Source organism: Chryseobacterium mucoviscidosis, assembly GCF_002177115.1.
GTDB lineage: Bacteria > Bacteroidota > Bacteroidia > Flavobacteriales > Weeksellaceae > Chryseobacterium > Chryseobacterium mucoviscidosis.
In genome coordinates this window covers 39143-55886 of record NZ_MVAG01000057.1, presented here as the reverse complement: position 1 = coordinate 55886, position 16744 = coordinate 39143, and the positions used below count along the sequence as shown (strand labels likewise).

The following is a 16744-nucleotide window of genomic DNA, read 5'->3' as shown; positions in this document are numbered from 1 at the left end:
TTAGTTAAATTATAAAATTATTCTTCTTTTTTTGAATATTTTATTTTTTTTAAATTCAAAATGCAATAATAAACGAAAGCAAAATAGCAATTCCGACAAATGAACATTTGTAAGGTTTACCGGTAAATTCGTAAGGTTTACGAGCAAATCTGTGCTCAGTTCTATATATGAAGATGATCCAGCAGTGCCAGAAATTCCTCTTTCTTTCTCACCGAAAGTGGTATGGCTGCGTTATTTTTCATCATTACCGTATTACCACCATCCGATTTTAAATAATGATCAAAATAAGACATATTAATAAGATGAGACTGATGGGTTCTGAAGAAATTAAAAGGTGTTAAAATATTTTCATATTCTTTTAAATTGGTAGAAACAACTAATTTCGGTGCGTTGATGAAATGAAACGTGGTATAATTTTTCTCGGACTGGCAATTGACAATATCCTGAATATTAACCGAGTAAATTTTATCTGTTGTCTTCAATCTAAGTTTCTGAATATTTTTAGGACGTTCAGGATTAGAAAACAAATAACTGAATTTAATGTCGAAAAGTTCTTTCCTTACTGATTCTTCGGCTTTTTTTACTGCTTCTATCAAATCCTCTGTCTTTAATGGCTTCAAGAGATAATCAACTGCTGAAAAACGGAATGCTTTTACGGCAGAATTCTCACAGTCTGTTATAAATATGAGTTTGAATGTATTGGGACTTAATTTTTCGAGCAGATCAAAACTGCTTCCGTCAGAAAAAAGGGTATCCAGAAAAACGATATCGGGAGAAAACTGCTCTATCACTTTTATACCGGATTCTACAGAATGCGCCTCTCCTACTAAAGTAAGATTCGGGCAGTTATTTTTTATCAGAGTACAGTGTTTTTTCCTTACTTCCGGATTATCATCAATGACGATGACTTTTAGCATGATTATTAATTTTCACAAATATAGAATATTTCCAATTTCTCACAATAAAAACTTAAATAATCCGGAAGTGCTTTAAAAGGGCATGTTTATTGTAAAGTATGAAGGACACCAAATAAAAAATTTAATATGAACAACGAAAAAAATGTAGCCGTACTTAACGATTTACTGAACATTACCAATGACAGAATTGAAGGATTTTCAAAAGTGGAAGACAAAGTATGGGACACTCATTCTGCGTTAAGAAGTGATTATGACCAGATGGTTTCTGAATCGCAAACTATGAAAAATGATCTGATAAGACACATTAATGAACACGGAGGCGAGGCAGATAATACAACAAGTACAGCAGGAGCTTTCCACAGAGCATGGATTGATGTAAAAAATGCTTTTTCAGCAGATAAAGATGAATCTACGCTTGAAAATGTTGTTTTCGGAGAAAAAGCAGCGATTGATGCCTATCAGGATGCTTTAGACAGCGGAGATCTTGCTCCGGAATGTTCAAGACTGGTTTCGGATCAGCTTCATCATCTGAAATCTTCTTATTCAAAATTTGAAAATCTTGAAGCAAGAAATTAATAAAATAAGTTATTACCATCCCACTAAAGAGAGTTTTTCAGCTCTCTTTTTGTGATTATATAAAACAGTTACCCATGAATAATATCGACAGTATTGCCCTTATCGGAGGCGGACCGGCTGCTTTGTTTGTTGTGAAACATCTTATGGCAGAAAAAATTTATCCAAAAGAACTTTACATCTTCGAAAAAAGTGAAAATCTGGGATCGGGAATGCCTTACAGCCATTATGGAGCAAATTTTGAGCATGTTGCCAATGTTTCCGCCAATGAACTTCCGGAATTGCCACAATCTTTCACAGATTTTGTAACGAAAAAGGATTTAAAAGATTATCCTGATTTTGCCAACAAAGCCGGCGAAAGCATCAACGAATATCAAGTGATTCCCAGGCTGCTTTTAGGAAATTATCTCGAAGATCAGTTTTATCACCTGCTGAAAACTGCCGGTAAACATGGTGTTATGATAAAAGTTTTTAAAAATACAAAAGTTGTAGATATTGACAGGAAGAATGATGATTTTTTTACGGTAATTACAGAATCCGGTGATGCTCACAACGTGTCTAAAGTAATTATCTGCACCGGACATCAGTGGTCTTCGGAAAATGAAATCCGCAGCAAAGGATGGTATGATTCTCCTTATCCTCCTTCTAAATTCAATATTGTATCCAATCATTCGGTTGCGATCCGCGGAACCTCACTTACCGCGGTAGATGCGGTGAAAACTCTGGCAAGGCTGAACGGAAAATACGTTGAAGAAAATGGCGGTCTGAAGTATCTCATTAATGAAGAAAACAAAAATTTTTCCATTACCTTATTTTCAAAAAGGGGATTTCTTCCTGCTTTAAGGTTTCATTCCGAAGGAAGTCCCTATTCTGAAGGTTGGATCATGTCTCATGATGAAATCCAAGAATACAAACAGGAACATAACGGCTTTGTGGATCTGGATTATGTGTTCGACCTGAATTTCAAACAACCGCTGAGAAAGAAGAATGAAAAATTTTATCAGGAAATAAAAGACCTCACGATTGAAGAATTTGTTGAAAAAATGCTTGAATTGAGAGAAAAACTGGATAGTTTCCAGCTTTTTAAAGCCGAATATGCTGAAGCAGAAAAATCAATAGAAAGACATCAGACCATTGCATGGAAAGAAACGCTGTCTGCTTTCAGCTATGCGATTAATTATCCTGCCAAACATTTTTCAGCAGAAGATATGATGAGACTCAGAAAAACCCTGCTTCCGCTTATATCCGTGATTATTGCTTCTCTTCCACAATCTTCCTACAAAGAGCTTATTGCGCTTTATGATGCAGGAGTACTGAATTTAATAAGCGTGGATGATGAAAGCCATATTGAATCTCATGAGGAAGAAGGAATCATTTATCATTATACGGATGAAGATGGAAATAAAAAATCCGATCATTACAGACTTTATATCGATGCCATTGGTCAGCAGCCGGTTCAATTTAACAGCATTCCTTTTGAAGGTCTGAAAAACGGAAGATTCATCAGTTCGGGCTATATTAAATTTAAAGATCCGGAAAAAGGTAAAAGTGAATTTGAAAGGGACAGCAGCCATATCATGAAAACAGAGCCGGACAATTATTATCTTCGGGTAGACGGATTGAATATCAATGATCATTTTCAGGCACTGGATTATTACGGAAAAGCAACAGAGGATCTTTACATTATGGCTGTTCCGTATATCGCAGGATTAAATCCCGACTATTCCGGACTGGATTTTTGTGATACCGCAGGAAAAAGAATTGTACAGTCTTTAGTATAAATAAAACCATAAATTATGCATTCGTCAAAATTCTGTAAACCGGACGAATGCATTTTTTCTGAATTCTTAAAGATGGATAAACAATTTAGAATTGTTTTTCTGTTCAGTTTATTATTATCCTGCTTTTTGATAAGGAATGGTAAACCAAAAGGTACTTCCCTCTCCCAGCTTACTTTCAACGCCTATTTTTCCCGAATGTTTTTTAACGATTTCTGAGCAGATGTATAATCCGAGACCAAGTCCGGAATAGGATTTACTCATGTATTCAACACGATAATACCTGTCAAAAAGATGAGGAATGACAGATTCTGATATTCCGCTTCCAAAATCGCGCACGGAAATTTTAATGTCTTTTTCCAAACGTTCTATCGAAATATGGATTTCTTCTGATTCTTTGGCGTATTTAACGGCGTTGTTCACAAGGTTTATCACAACCTGCTCAATTCTGTGTTCATCGGCATATATTTCCAGATTTTCATCACCCTGTACAATAAGTTTGTATTTATTTTCCAGCCTTACATGGCTGCAACTCTTGCTCAGCATTTCATAAAGATTAAAGTATCCGTATTCCAGCATCAGTTGATCCTGTCCCAGTCTGCTCATATTCAACAGGTCGTCAATCAGCATATGCATCTTGCCGATTTCTTTATCAGACTGCTCTATAAGGCGGTTATGAATTTCAGAGAAAGGACGGTCTTTTATCCTGTTCAGCAACTGTATGGAAGCCTTTACAGCAGTTAACGGAGTTTTGAGTTCATGGCTTGCAACGCTTAAAAAATCATCTTTGCGCTGTTCTGCATGTTTTTTTTCTGTGATGTCGGAAGTCATTCCTACCATTCTGTCCGCTACTCCATTTTCATTGTATCTTGGTCTTCCATGCGCCTGAATCCAGTGGATAGAGCCATCTTTCCATTTTACGGGATATTCGGCTTTATAAATTCCGTTGGTTCTGATGGCTTCCTGTACCAGACTTTTTATTTTTGGTCTGTATTCCGGAAGCATTGCTTCAAATAGATCGGTATAATTGAATTCTTCTTCCGGCATAAATCCGAAATTATATTTAAACTGATCGTTACACTGCATTTTTCCGGTAGTAAGATCTACTTCTGTAGAACCCAGCTTGCTTGCATCCAGAGCAATTTCAAGCCTTTTCTTTATTTCAATAAGCGAGTGTCTGGATTGTACCTGTTCGGTTACATCACTTGCTACCACAAGAACAGAAACGCTTTTGTTGTTTTCATCGAAAATCGGCTGATAGGCAAAATTGAGATAAAGTTCTTTAAGTACTCCGTTTTTTTCGATCAGCACCTTGCTTTCCTTGCCAAAATAGGGTTTTCCTTTTTCATGCACTTCCGTGAGAATATCAATAAAAGATTGCCCCATCAGTTCCGGAAGAGCATCCTTCAACGGCATACCGATAATAGAACGGTCTTTATTCCAGATATTCAGGACTTTATCATTCACAATATCCACTTCAAAGTTCTTTCCTTTTAAAGATGCGATCGCAACCGGTGCTTTTTCTACCAGCGTTTTAAATCTTTTTTCATTTTCCGTTAAAGTATAATTAGCTGTTAAAAGTTCTTTTCTTGCCTGTAAAAGATTGCTGTTAACACGGAAAAGTTCTTCATGCTTGGCATTGAGATCTTCGTTTGTAGCAAGATATTCTTCATTAAGCGCAGAAAGATCGTCTATAAGTTTTTGCTCGGATTTAGATTTTTCTTCTACCATTCTTAATGCTTCCTGCCGTTCTGTAACTTCAAAAGCGGTATGAAGAATATATTCGGTTTTTCCGGATGCATCTAAAATTGCTTTGTATTCGAAATCGAAATAGAAGGTTTTAAGAGTTCCGTCTATATTAAGAATCGCAGGATAATCTTTTGCAATGAAGGTTTCTCCGGATCTCCATACATTCTGCAGCATATCAAAAAAAGGCTGTCCTATTAATTCGGGAACTGCATCCAGAATATTTTTTCCAACAACACTTCTGTCTTTTCCCCAGAAATTAATCATGGCTTCATTGGCACTTAATATTTTTATATCGTCACCCTGATATACTGCCGTTGCATTGGGTGAATAGAATAACACAGACAGTAATTTTTCAGGTTCGATATTCTGAGGAGAATTCATAATTCAATTTAATTAATCAAATATAACCATTAAAGACTATTAAAAATCCTGAATGTGAAGTTTTATGAATTTAATAATCGCTTTTATCCGGATCTGCTCATAAAATCGAAGGTAAAAACAATCTGATGCTGCTTATATTTTATCTTGATGTGAGTGAATACATCAACAGGAATGGAGCATTAGCGAAAATTTATGCTGATTTTATACTAAATCATTCTGATTATCTTACATTTAGAAGAATTAAGGATTGAAAACAGATATGCTTCCATACAAAAAGCGGCTGCAAAAATTTTGCAGCCTGCTTCCTAACCAAATAATATGAAGATCTATTTACTTTTCTGAAGTATCAGGTTTTATTAGAAATACACAACTTCCGGCTACTACAAACAGCACTCCTGCGAGAATAATTGCCGAGGAAGAATTATTTCCTAAAAAGTTATTGAATACAAAACCAAAAGATAACGTCTGTATGAGCATCGGAATTACAATCATCATATTAATCACCCCCATGTAAATTCCTCTTTTGCTGTGCGGAATGGATGGTGAAACCATAGAATACGGCAGTCCCATCATCGAAGCCCACCCGATTCCCAATGTAACCATCGGAAGTAAGATAAAGTATTCATTTTTAATAAAAGGTAAGGTCATAATGCCTAAACCTGTGAGGAACAAACAAAATATATAGGTGTTTTTAGAACCGAATTTTTTAGCAAAAGGTACAAGAAGCAAAGCAGAAAGCATCGTCACGATATTATAAGAACCGTTCATTAATCCGGTCTGTCCTACCGCAACCTCAACCTGATGCAGAATTCCTTTTGCCCAGCTTAAGTCGGAGGATACAACAGAAATTCCTTTTTTAGCACTTTCTATCAATGCATTGGCTTTAGTTTCATCAGCTTCAGAGATTCCGTACAGCGAAGACTTCAGCATCGGCGTAATGAACTGCCAATAGACAAACAGTGCATACCACTGGAAAAGATATACCAAAGCAAGCTGCCAGAGAACTTTCGGCATTTCTTTTATTGCGACAATAATTTCTATAAAAGGTGTAAAAAATGTACTTTTTTCTTTTGCTATTCTTAATTCTTCAATTTCTTCTTCCGTTGGCGGGATTTCGGGTGTTTTATACACAGACCACGCCACAGATGCGATTGAACAGAACGAACCTAGAAAAAAAGAATAATAAACCCATATAGGAATTCCTCCGCTTGCAGAATTTCCGCCTAAATATTTTTGAAAAACAAATAAGGAAAGATTGGCAAGGGTAATCCCCGCTCCCACAAAAAGACTCTGCATCTGAAAGCCGAAGGTTTGCTGATCTTCCGGAAGTTTGTCTCCGATGAAAGCGCGGTAAGGTTCCATTGCGGTATTGTTTGCGGCATCCAGAATCCATAAAAGTCCCGCTGCCATCCAGATGGTAGAACTGAAAGGAAATAAAAACAAGGCAATACTGCAGAATAATGCTCCCAACAAAAAGAACGGTTTTCTGCGCCCCCATTTCGGACTCCATGTTTTATCGCTGATGGCTCCGATTAACGGCTGGATTAGCAATCCGGTAATGGGACCCGCCAGATTGAGGATCGGAAGCTGTTCTGCATGCGCTCCCAAAAACGAATAGATGGGATTAACCGCAGTCTGCTGAAGCCCGAAACTGTACTGAATGCCGAAAAATCCGACGTTCATATTCCAGATCTGCCAGAAACTCAGGCGCGGAATGATTTTTTTTACGTTCATAAATCTGTGTTTACAAGTTCATAGTTTTTTCCGAGAATAAGATCTGCATTATTTTTGAAACTGCGGATAATATGATGTTCAATTTCCAAAACTTTTTCTACAAAATCACTTTGCTCGTCACGATTGCGTTTCATACGGTTTTCGTGAGTGTCTCTGTAATTGCGGTCTATGAAAATTTTAAAATCAAATTCTTCAATTTCGAGAATGTAGGTTCCTTCCACAAGGATAACTTCGTACCCTGAAGTGCCGATTTTTTCACTGCTGATCAGATTCTCGCTGTAGTAAACCAAAGGCTTTTCAATCTCCGCAGATTCTGTTTTAAAATCTTTTATATTCTGAGATAATTTTTCAAGATCTACTTCCTGAATTCCTACATTATCCAGAGATTTTAGTCGATTCTCGTGGTTGGTTTTCGGAGGAAGTTTGAAATAATCGTCCATCTGCAAAACCAGACTTTTCACATTCTCCTGCTCCAGAATTTTCTTTAGAGCAAAAGCAGTTACCGATTTTCCGCTTCCGCTTTCTCCTGCAATCCCGATCGCAATTTTCTGCTTTCCATCCAGGGGAAAGTTTTTTTTCAATAATGCTGTTATTTCTTTGGCTGTAGCCAGATGTTTTTCTTTTAATTCTATAACGTCGCCGACCATTTTTTACTTTTTTAAGATGAAAAATTTGAAAAACTGTACTTTAATAAGTCATTAAAAGATATCCCGATGCCGAAAAGCAAAGCTGCTCTGTTCCCAATGGCAATAGCTGATCTGTGGAATAGTATTCTCTGAAATGCTCTCCTTTTTCATTCATCAGTTCTTCGTACTGCTTCAGGATTTTTTCAGGAATGTCTTTTACGCCTTTCCGTTTAAGTCCGAGACAAAGCCAGCCTAAAAATATCGGCCATGAACCTCCGTTATGGAAATGATAGGGTTCGTTTTTGAAGCTGTAGCTGTAGTTGTTTTCCAGCAGTCGCCAATCGTCATCGCCTGGGAAAATCACAGGATAAAAAGCAGGAATCATCCAATGTCTGAATTCCTCTTTTACTCCATTTAAAAATTCTGAAAAAGCGTTTAGATCCAGATCAAAATCCAGTAAGAGAGCGAGTGCATTTCCTGCAAGATCAAAACGTCCGTCATATCCGTTTGCATTCAGCGAAGCGTAGAAATAGGGTTTTGCGGTAATTTTCGCATAAGCCGTTTCGTGATATTTAGCTGAATCTGAACCATTTTCATTTTTATAAAAGTTTTCCTGAATCAGATTTTTTGTATTTTCCGCTACAGTTTTTAATGTTTTATCATCATAAACTTCAGCAGCATTTTTTAAAGCCCAATATCTCAGAACGTTATCGTACAAAGTATATCCGGAAGTTACATATTCATCTGCCCAGTTTCCGCCCAACGGACTGTACACCAAACCTCTTTGGTTGTATTCCCAGCTTTTAAGACAGGAAAGGGCTTTGTAAATTTTTTCTTTCAGACTTTTTTTAAGCTCGTCATTTTGCTTGTTTTTAAGATATTCGCAGGTTGTAACGATCCACCAAGTTGTGGCATCGGTTCTTCCTACGTGTGTTCCGTAGCTTGCTTTATCATTCACCACATTGGAAGGGATCTGTCCGTTTTCCGCCTGATGTTTAGCGAGTGTAAGAACAGATTTTTCCAGTCCGGCAAGAATTTCTTCGTCATTTACTAAAATTCCGGCATATCCCGTCATCATAGAATCTCTCGCCCATACTCTTGCGTAGTTGTCTCTTTGTTGTGCAGATGCCAGAATTCCTTCTTCTGTGATGGCTTTCCTTATAATTTCAATGGCTTCCTGTCTAAACATATTGTATTTTTTTGAAAAAAATGCGGAATGAACTTTCATTCATTCCACATTTAGAGGTAAAAGTATTAAAAGTCAAATTTTACACTTGCGCTGTAGCTGCTTCCCGGAAGCGTTCTTGCTCTTACGATTCCGTTTCCTCCTGCGATAGATCCTTCTTCAGCTTCTGTAACTGCAATGGTGTTGAAGATGTTGTTTGCATTTACGCTAACCGAAAGATTTTTCATCAGTTGGTAAGAAATATAAGGGTTTACAATCGCATAACCAGGCATAATTAATTTGTTTGAATCCTGCGTGTAAGCTTTTGTTGCTCCGATTAGATAGAAACCAACATTCAGTTTATCTACGCTGAAGTTAGGGTTTACGGAGTACATGAATTTAGGTGTTCTTCTAGGCGTGTTTCCAACGATGGTAGGATCCAGTGCGTTTTTAATTTCCGCATGGGTATAAGTAAGTCCTGCTTTTATGTCAAAACCTTTTGTAATTCTGTAATATCCGTCCAATTCTACCCCAAGAGACTCGTATTTGTTTTCTGTTTTTCTCTGTGTAGTCGCTTCGTAATTCGCTTCCTTAGTTCCTGCATAGAAAAGTGTTGTATTAAGGAAGTATCCTGCTCCTCTTAATTTGTAACCGGCTTCCACCTGATTTACTTTGTTTACTTTTACAGCATCCAATGCAGGATCGTCATTATTGGTATAGTTGTATCCGGAGAATAAAATTCTGTCTGCAGAAGCACTTCCACCCTGGCTCACTCTTGCAAATACGGCATTTTTACTGTTTAAAGCATAATTAGCACCTACTGAATATCCGAAAATTCCGTATCTGTAGTTTACAGGAACATTGATGTTGTCGTTAGAACCTACCAACTGTTCAGGAATATCGATTACTCCGTTTCCGTTCATATCGCGACTTGTATACGTAACGGTTCCTCCTGAAAAAGTTCCTGTTACTTTTCCGATATCATATCTTGCACCCGCATCAATCGTTAACTTATCAGTCGCATTAATTTCGATCTGTGCGTGAGGCGCAGTAATGTCATATTTCGTATTGTAGTTTCTTTTTAAATTCCCCCAGTCTTTCATTCCATAGTTAAGTAAACCTTGATCTGTGATGAAAGCTCCTGAAAGGTTTTTAACATCTACCAATCTTGCATTGCTGTCGCTTACTTCCTGAATATAGTTGTTCCACATCCAGTCCATATTGATGTTTTGGGTAGCTTTATACAATCCTGCGTTGAATTTCACATTGCTCCATTTTTTGCTGATGTTAAAATCGTTTACAAAATTATTGAAGTTGTTAAGCTTTACATTGAAAAGTGCGAGTTTCATATAATAAGCATTCATATCAACCGGAGTATTGGTTCCTGAATACACCGCACTTCCGAAATTGGTAAAGTTAGCTGCCGTAAAGAAATCACTTCCTTTGCTTACACTTGCAGGGAAAGGTGCAATGAACTGTCCATTGTTTGCGGAATAACGGATTTTTTCTTCAAATTTCCATCCTTCTCCAAGGTCATAATTGAATTCTGCACCAATGGTTTTTGAAATGGAATGCATTCCGTCTGAAACATCGCTGTCAAAAATATTACCGTCGTTTCCTAATGTTCTGTCGTGTTGAAGATTGATCGTCTGTAACGCACCGTTCAGGATGTTATAATTGGATAAAGAAGACCATTTCGGATCTGCATCTGTTCCTGAAACCGCAACCGGCATCGGCATATACGCAGCAGTTCTGTCATCCAGAAATTTAGCATACACTCTGAAGCTTCCTTTCTCGAACTTTTTCAGTAAAGATACTCTGAACTGTCCTCCGTTATTGGAATTGAATCCTGTTTTTCTTGGTCCGTCCCCGATTCTGTAGAAACCTCCCAAAGCTAAAAACGTATTATCTGCGATCTGCGTTCCGTAGTCGAAATCTGTTCTGTAATTTTTATAGTTTAATCCTAGCTGCTGTGTGATGCTTCCGCCTTCTTTTTCTCCGGTTTTCGTGATGAAGTTGATGATCCCCGCCGGAGAATTACTTGCAAAAACAGATGCAGAACCTCCTCTTAACGCTTCCACTCTGGAAACAAAAGAATCGAATCTTGTAAACTGATCCTGTGTTCCGAATGCGATATCTCCGAACTGCATTACCGGTAAACCGTCTTCCTGGATCAATAGATATCTGGAACCTCCTGCTGAAACAGGAACCCCTCTTACCGTAATATTGGAGTTTCCTTCCCCACCTGAAGATTCTGAACGGATTCCCGGAATGGTACGGAAAATTTCGGCAGTTGTTCTTGGAGCAGCATTTTCTATATCTTTCATTTTTAAGGTAGAAATAGAAGTACTGGTTTTAATAGAAGCTTTAGGATTGGAGTTACCTGTGATAACTACCTCATCGATTGCTTTACCTCTTGTAATTGTATCATTTTCTGTACTCTGAGAAAACATAAAGGCTGCTGTATTCATCGCGCCGAAAATGAGCAATCTGGTAAAAATTTTTGATTCCATAATTTTTGAGAGTTTTTAATTATGGTCTAAAAGTATTTTTTTTAACATATTCAAAATGTAGTTTTTGGTTTGTGTTAAATTTATATTAATTTCAAACGTTTGCGCAAACGTTTGCGGTGGATAACTTCTTAAAATTTTAACCTTTTATTAACTTTTTAAAACAAAATATTAACATTTTTTAACTTAAATTTAACCTCGAAACATCACTAAATTAACCCAAAAATTGCCTCAATTAACTTAAAAATGAAAAGAGTCACTATAAAAGACCTCGCAGAAATGCTCAATATCAGTGTATCTACAGTATCCAGAGCGCTTAAAGATCACCCCGATATCAGCAGTGCCGTAAAGCAAAGAGTAAAGGAGGCTGCAGAAACTTTTAATTATATTCCGAATGATTTTGCGATCAATTTCAGGAAAAAGTCTTCAAAAGTTATCGGGCTTATCATTCCGGAAATGTCGATGTTTTTTATTCCTTCTATTATAAGAGGAATTTCTTCGGTGCTGCATAAGGAAGGGTATCATTTTTTTGTATTGTCCTCAGAAGAATCTGTGGGAATGGAGGAAGAAAACATCATTACCTGCATCAACTCGCGTGTGGACGGAATTCTTATTTCTCTTACAAGGCAGACCAAAGATCTTTCTCACCTGAACAGAATAAAGGAGATAGAAGTTCCTGTAGTGATGTTTGATAAAACGATTTCTCAGAGTTCTTTTGAACAGATTATTTTTGATAATAAACTGAATGTGGAAACTGCCGCTGAAAAGCTTGCGAATAATAAGTGCAAAAAAATTCTTGCCATTTTTGGGGATGAAAATCTGGACATCACCCAAACTAGAAGGGATTTTTTCCTGCAAAAACTGAAAGAATATCCGCAAATGGAATGCAAGGTTATTTTTTGTGAGTCTGCAGAAAGCGTAAAGGAAAAACTGAACATTATTCTGGACTATGAACAGTTTGACGGTTATTTCGCGATGAGTGACGAAACGCTTGCCGGACTTCACAGTTCTCTTATCAAAAAGAAGGTACAGACCTCGGATGTAAAAGTAATTGCGATAACCGAAGGCACACTTCCGAAATATCTTGATGAATCTTACGAATGCATCATCAACGATGGGTTCAGTATGGGAACGATGGCGGCTTCTAAGCTGTTGCAGCTTATTAAAAATAACAGGTAATCGCGGATAACAGGATTTTCATAGATTATTTTTGCTAAATTTGTCTTAAAAATAAACGTACACGAAATGAAAAAAACAACTCTACTCTTTCCGGACTTTTCTCTCTTTAAGCCAATAATTTCAATCCCTGAATTTTAAACAGTTTTCGCTAACAAATTACTTAAAGCATCGCTTTTATAATCGGGTAAAGTGATTGATTTTTAAAATATTATGAAATACAAACTTCTATTTTAAGAATTATCAATTATTTAACAAATTTAAAATTTACTTTTATAAACAATTAAATTTCAAATCTTTAATATAATTCACACTAAAAAGAATAAATTTTATCTATTGATTCCTTTTAACAGATATTAAAAAAAATTGTTACATTTGTTTTGAGGGAGTAAAAAATACTTTTTCGCGTTTTTATTTGTTAATTTAGAATACCAGATTATATAGCATTAAAAATCAACCCATGAGAAAAATAATTCTACTATTTGTATGTATGTTCGGTATTTCAGTTTCCTCACAGATCAAGGTGTTGAAAAACGAAACTCTGATAGAAATTGGTAAAGATAATGCCGTAGGTTTATATAAAAAAGACGATAAATTTACTTTCAATTATCAGGATCTGAACACCGCCAACCTTAATACTTTCAGATCATTTTCTTTTCAGAATCTTAATAAAGACGTTTCCGGACTTTATGAAATTATTGAAAACGGATTTATCGACATTCCTGTAGGAAATATCATTTTGGAACTTCCGAATGATATTATCGAACTGCATTTTGAGAAAAACTACGGTACTCCTACTGTTCAGTTTATCCAGTATATCAACAAAAACAGAAAATTCGTAGGAAAATCGCAGCTTCTTACAAAAAAACAGATTGATAAGATTTTCGGTAAAACCAACGGAAAATCTGCATTGTATGAGAAGCCGGGACAAAAGAATAATGTTCAGCCGATGAATGCTTCCAATCCGCAACCTGCTACAGTTCAGCCTACCGCAGAAACTTCAGGCAAGAAGCCGAAAAAATAATCAAACTTTTTAAAATATTGCATCAACTCATTCATCCGGATGAGTTTTTTTATTTTATTTTTGCAAAAAGATCATTACGAAATTATGTCTCTTCAAATAAATAATTTAACCAAAAAATTTGGTGAGCAGACTGCTCTGAACAACATTAACGTTTCCATTGACAGAAATGAAATCATCGGTCTTTTGGGTCCGAACGGAGCCGGAAAATCGACTTTAATGAAATCCATTGTCGGCGCACTGAAAATTGATGAAGGTGAAATAATTTTTAACGGAAAAAACATCACGGAAAACGAAATCGAAAGCAAAAAGAAGATCGGTTTTCTTCCTGAAAACAATCCGCTGTATCTGGAAATGTATGTGAAAGAATATTTACAGTTTGTTGCCAATATTCATAAAATTCCGACATCAAGAGTAGATGAAGTGATTGAACTCGTAGGAATTACGCCTGAAAAATCTAAAAAAATCGGTCAGCTTTCCAAAGGGTATAAACAGAGAGTAGGTCTTGCACAGGCAATTATTCATCAGCCGGATCTTTTAATTCTGGATGAACCTACGAACGGACTTGATCCGAACCAAATCATCGAGATCCGAAATGTAGTAAAGGAAATCGGACAGCAAAAAACGGTTTTGCTTTCCACGCACATCATGCAGGAAGTGGAAGCGCTTTGCTCGCGCGTGATCCTTATTCATAAAGGAAATATTCTGCAGGACTGCCCGATTGATGAGTTCAAAGGCAAGTTCGAAAGTCTTGAAGAAGCATTTGCAAACTATACCGCATAAAAAGAAAAAGCTCCAAAATCTGGAGCTTTCCTCTTTTGCACCGAAGATTTTGGCAAAAGATATATAGAATGGTTAAAAGTTTTTAAAGTGGGGCAGAAAAATTTTCTGTACTTTGAATATATATATATGATGTTGTGTTTTTTTGATTCTGACATTCAGCCAAAATATTTAAGAATTGTTATCGCTTTTTTCTTCAATTACATTAGCCGTTTCTAAGTTTTTCTTCTGAATCTGCTCCAAAAGCTGTAATCCCAACAATCCGCTGATTCCTCCGTTTGCTGAATCTCCGTTTCCGCCGATCAACACTTCAGGCATAATTCTTACGTTTTGGCTGGCAATATTTTCCATGATCTTTAACTGGGTGAAATTATTTCCGCCCATTGCTTCCACAGATAATTTGTAAGATTCTGCGTTGGATTTACCGATCGCTAAGATTTTTTCCGCTTCAGCATTACCCGTTAATGAAATCTGTTCTGCACTTGCTTTTGCCAGTAATTCGATTTTTTCGGCTTCGGCTTTTGCGAGAAGTCTTGTTTTTTCTGCTTCACCGGTCGCTAAAAGTTTCAGTCTGTCCCCTTCCGCAGTTGCCTGCAATCTTACGGAATTAGCGTCTCCGGTTGCTTTTTTCACAGATGCGTCGGCAATTCTTTCTGCAATTAAAACGCCCTGATCCGCTTTTACAATTTCCTTCTGCATATCTGCAACGGCGGTTTCTTTTTCCAAAGCCTGTCTCGTTTCCTGAGCAAGCATTTCAGTTTCGTAAGTAATTTTCTGTTCTTCTGCTAACTTTCTGTCTGTTAAAGTTTTCATCAGACTTTCAGGAGGAACAATGGCTCCAATTAACGTATCCACAGCATTTACATTATATTGTTCCAAAACGCTGCTGATGTGGTCTTTTGCAGATTGCTGTCTTTCTTTTCTTGTTCCTAAAAAGGCAATTACATCGCTGTCCTGCGCAGAATTTCTGAAGTAATTCCCGATCGTAGGTTCCAGAACCTGACTTACAAGATTGATCATATTTCCGAAACGGGCAATCACTTTTGGCGCTTCATATGTCGGAATGTGTATAATCTGTGAAACATCGAGATTGAAAGGGAAACCGTCTTTACTTCGAACCGTAATGGTAGAAAGATTTTTATCGAGTTGATGGGATTCGCTTCTTTCGTAAGCCCAGTTTAAGACAAGATTGGTAGTCGGAACAAGTTCCACTTTCATAATATAAGGGTTAATCGGATATTTTCCGGGACCGATGGGTTCTGCCCAAACTCCTTTATGACCTTTTTCTACAATATTTCCGTGTTTAAAGTCTACGCCGCTTAAATCCTGTCCTTCCTCTCCTACATAACTGATAATGACTCCAACATGACCGATCGGAATTTCCGTCATTTTTACCATTTCAACTTTTGTAAACCAAGGGTTTAAGAAATATGAACCCGCCAAAATCACCTGTTCCTGAAGACCTTTGTAACCACCGCTGTTTAAAAAGGTATCAACATCCTGAAATTTATTATGACCGTTGATGATCTTTCCGGCAATCTGTCCTTCTTCCAAAGGGCTTCCTTCCATGGTTGTTATAATTCCCACTGCATTATCCGGAATCTGGGTCATGTCTGTGAGTTCAATTTCAAACAGTAAAGTATTGATTCTGTAAGATCCGGGAGCAATAATTGCGGTTTGACGGCCTTTTCTACCTCCGTTTTTTAAGAAGGCTTCTGCATCCTGAAAAGAATCGCAGTCTACTTTTCTTCCTAAAATTCTTCCGGTTTCCAGCTCAATCCCGTCTTTCGCAAGAAGTAAGCCTATTTTTCCTGTGGGAATTACGGTGAAAGGCTGAAAATCAATAGAATATTGCCAGATCCATTTTCCGAAATAAACTCCGGGAGCCAAAGTCTGTGCCTGAAAACCGGCTTCTCCGTTGGTGGCGATAATTCTTCCTTCGGGAAGTTCCTGCTTACCGACAAGTACGAATTTTTTGGTAACCAAGCCTATTCTGTCCTGTGGAACAATGACTAATCCGAAGAAAATTCTTAAAATAAATTTGTAAAAAATAACGCACAAGAGTGCAATAACGACCGGAATCATCCAGCCATGAAAACTTAATTCCATAGTTTGTTTGTTTTTTTGTGTGATTAAATTTGAAAACAGGAATTGCGCTCTATTTTTTCATAAAAAGAAAAACAGAGTACGAATTATATGATAATTCTTTCGAAAAATTTAAGAAAGTGCAGGAGGTGAAGTATTGAAAATCGTGAAGATGATTTCTGATACTTTTAAAAGGAAAAACTTAAAGTTAATTAGTTTCATTTTGATAAGAAAGGAACGAGATCCTTT

General features: G+C 36.9%; 12 protein-coding genes. 5 read left to right on the top strand and 7 right to left on the bottom strand.

Translation table 11 applies throughout. The features are described 5' to 3' along the window. Positions 1-161: 161 nt before the first annotated feature. Positions 162-917, bottom strand: a complete 756-nt coding sequence (locus B0E34_RS01410; protein ID WP_087706110.1) for a LytR/AlgR family response regulator transcription factor — start codon at positions 915-917, stop codon at positions 162-164. Between the two features lie 126 nt (positions 918-1043). On the opposite strand from B0E34_RS01410, the gene B0E34_RS01405 reads away from it, so the two are divergent. Together B0E34_RS01405 and B0E34_RS01400 are read left to right on the top strand one after the other, a co-directional pair. Then, positions 1044-1493, top strand: a complete 450-nt coding sequence (locus B0E34_RS01405; RefSeq protein WP_087706108.1) for a PA2169 family four-helix-bundle protein — start codon at positions 1044-1046, stop codon at positions 1491-1493. 74 nt (positions 1494-1567) lie between these two features. Further along, the gene (locus tag B0E34_RS01400) at positions 1568-3271 is read left to right on the top strand and encodes an FAD/NAD(P)-binding protein (RefSeq protein WP_087706106.1); all 1704 of its coding nucleotides are present in this window, start codon (positions 1568-1570) and stop codon (positions 3269-3271) included. A 114-nt stretch (positions 3272-3385) separates the two neighbouring features. On the opposite strand, the gene B0E34_RS01395 is transcribed toward B0E34_RS01400, so the two are convergent. From B0E34_RS01395 to B0E34_RS01375, 5 genes are all read right to left on the bottom strand, one after another. Beyond that, positions 3386-5398 carry an ATP-binding protein gene (locus B0E34_RS01395; protein ID WP_087706104.1) on the bottom strand — a complete coding sequence of 671 codons (2013 nt, stop codon included), beginning with the start codon at positions 5396-5398 and terminating at the stop codon, positions 3386-3388. Positions 5399-5728: 330 nt separating this feature from the next. After that, the gene (locus B0E34_RS01390; protein ID WP_087706102.1) at positions 5729-7132 is read right to left on the bottom strand and encodes an MFS transporter; all 1404 of its coding nucleotides are present in this window, start codon (positions 7130-7132) and stop codon (positions 5729-5731) included. Further along, entirely contained in the window at positions 7129-7779 is a 651-nt protein-coding gene (locus B0E34_RS01385) for a uridine kinase family protein (protein ID WP_087706100.1), read from the bottom strand. The genes B0E34_RS01390 and B0E34_RS01385 overlap by 4 nt, the downstream gene beginning before the upstream one ends. Before the next feature lie 40 nt (positions 7780-7819). Beyond that, positions 7820-8947 carry a glycoside hydrolase 100 family protein gene (locus B0E34_RS01380; protein ID WP_165762932.1) on the bottom strand — a complete coding sequence of 376 codons (1128 nt, stop codon included), beginning with the start codon at positions 8945-8947 and terminating at the stop codon, positions 7820-7822. A gap of 65 nt (positions 8948-9012) precedes the next feature. Then, on the bottom strand, positions 9013-11436 hold the full coding sequence (locus tag B0E34_RS01375) for a TonB-dependent siderophore receptor (protein WP_228422993.1): 2424 nt from the start codon (positions 11434-11436) through the stop codon (positions 9013-9015). A gap of 243 nt (positions 11437-11679) precedes the next feature. On the opposite strand from B0E34_RS01375, the gene B0E34_RS01370 reads away from it, so the two are divergent. The 3 genes from B0E34_RS01370 (at position 11680) to B0E34_RS01360 (ending at position 14413) form a co-directional block, all read left to right on the top strand. Next, positions 11680-12612, top strand: coding sequence for a LacI family DNA-binding transcriptional regulator (locus tag B0E34_RS01370; protein WP_087706097.1), 933 nt, complete (start codon positions 11680-11682; stop codon positions 12610-12612). Between the two features lie 457 nt (positions 12613-13069). Next, positions 13070-13633, top strand: a complete 564-nt coding sequence (locus B0E34_RS01365) for a hypothetical protein (RefSeq protein ID WP_228422992.1) — start codon at positions 13070-13072, stop codon at positions 13631-13633. 84 nt (positions 13634-13717) lie between these two features. After that, a complete protein-coding gene (locus B0E34_RS01360; RefSeq protein ID WP_087706472.1) occupies positions 13718-14413 on the top strand; it encodes an ABC transporter ATP-binding protein in 696 nt (231 codons plus the stop codon). 168 nt (positions 14414-14581) lie between these two features. Here the strand turns inward: B0E34_RS01360 and B0E34_RS01355 are convergent, their stop codons facing one another. Next, positions 14582-16519, bottom strand: coding sequence for an SPFH domain-containing protein (locus B0E34_RS01355; protein ID WP_087706095.1), 1938 nt, complete (start codon positions 16517-16519; stop codon positions 14582-14584). Between the last annotated feature and the right edge of the window lie 225 nt (positions 16520-16744).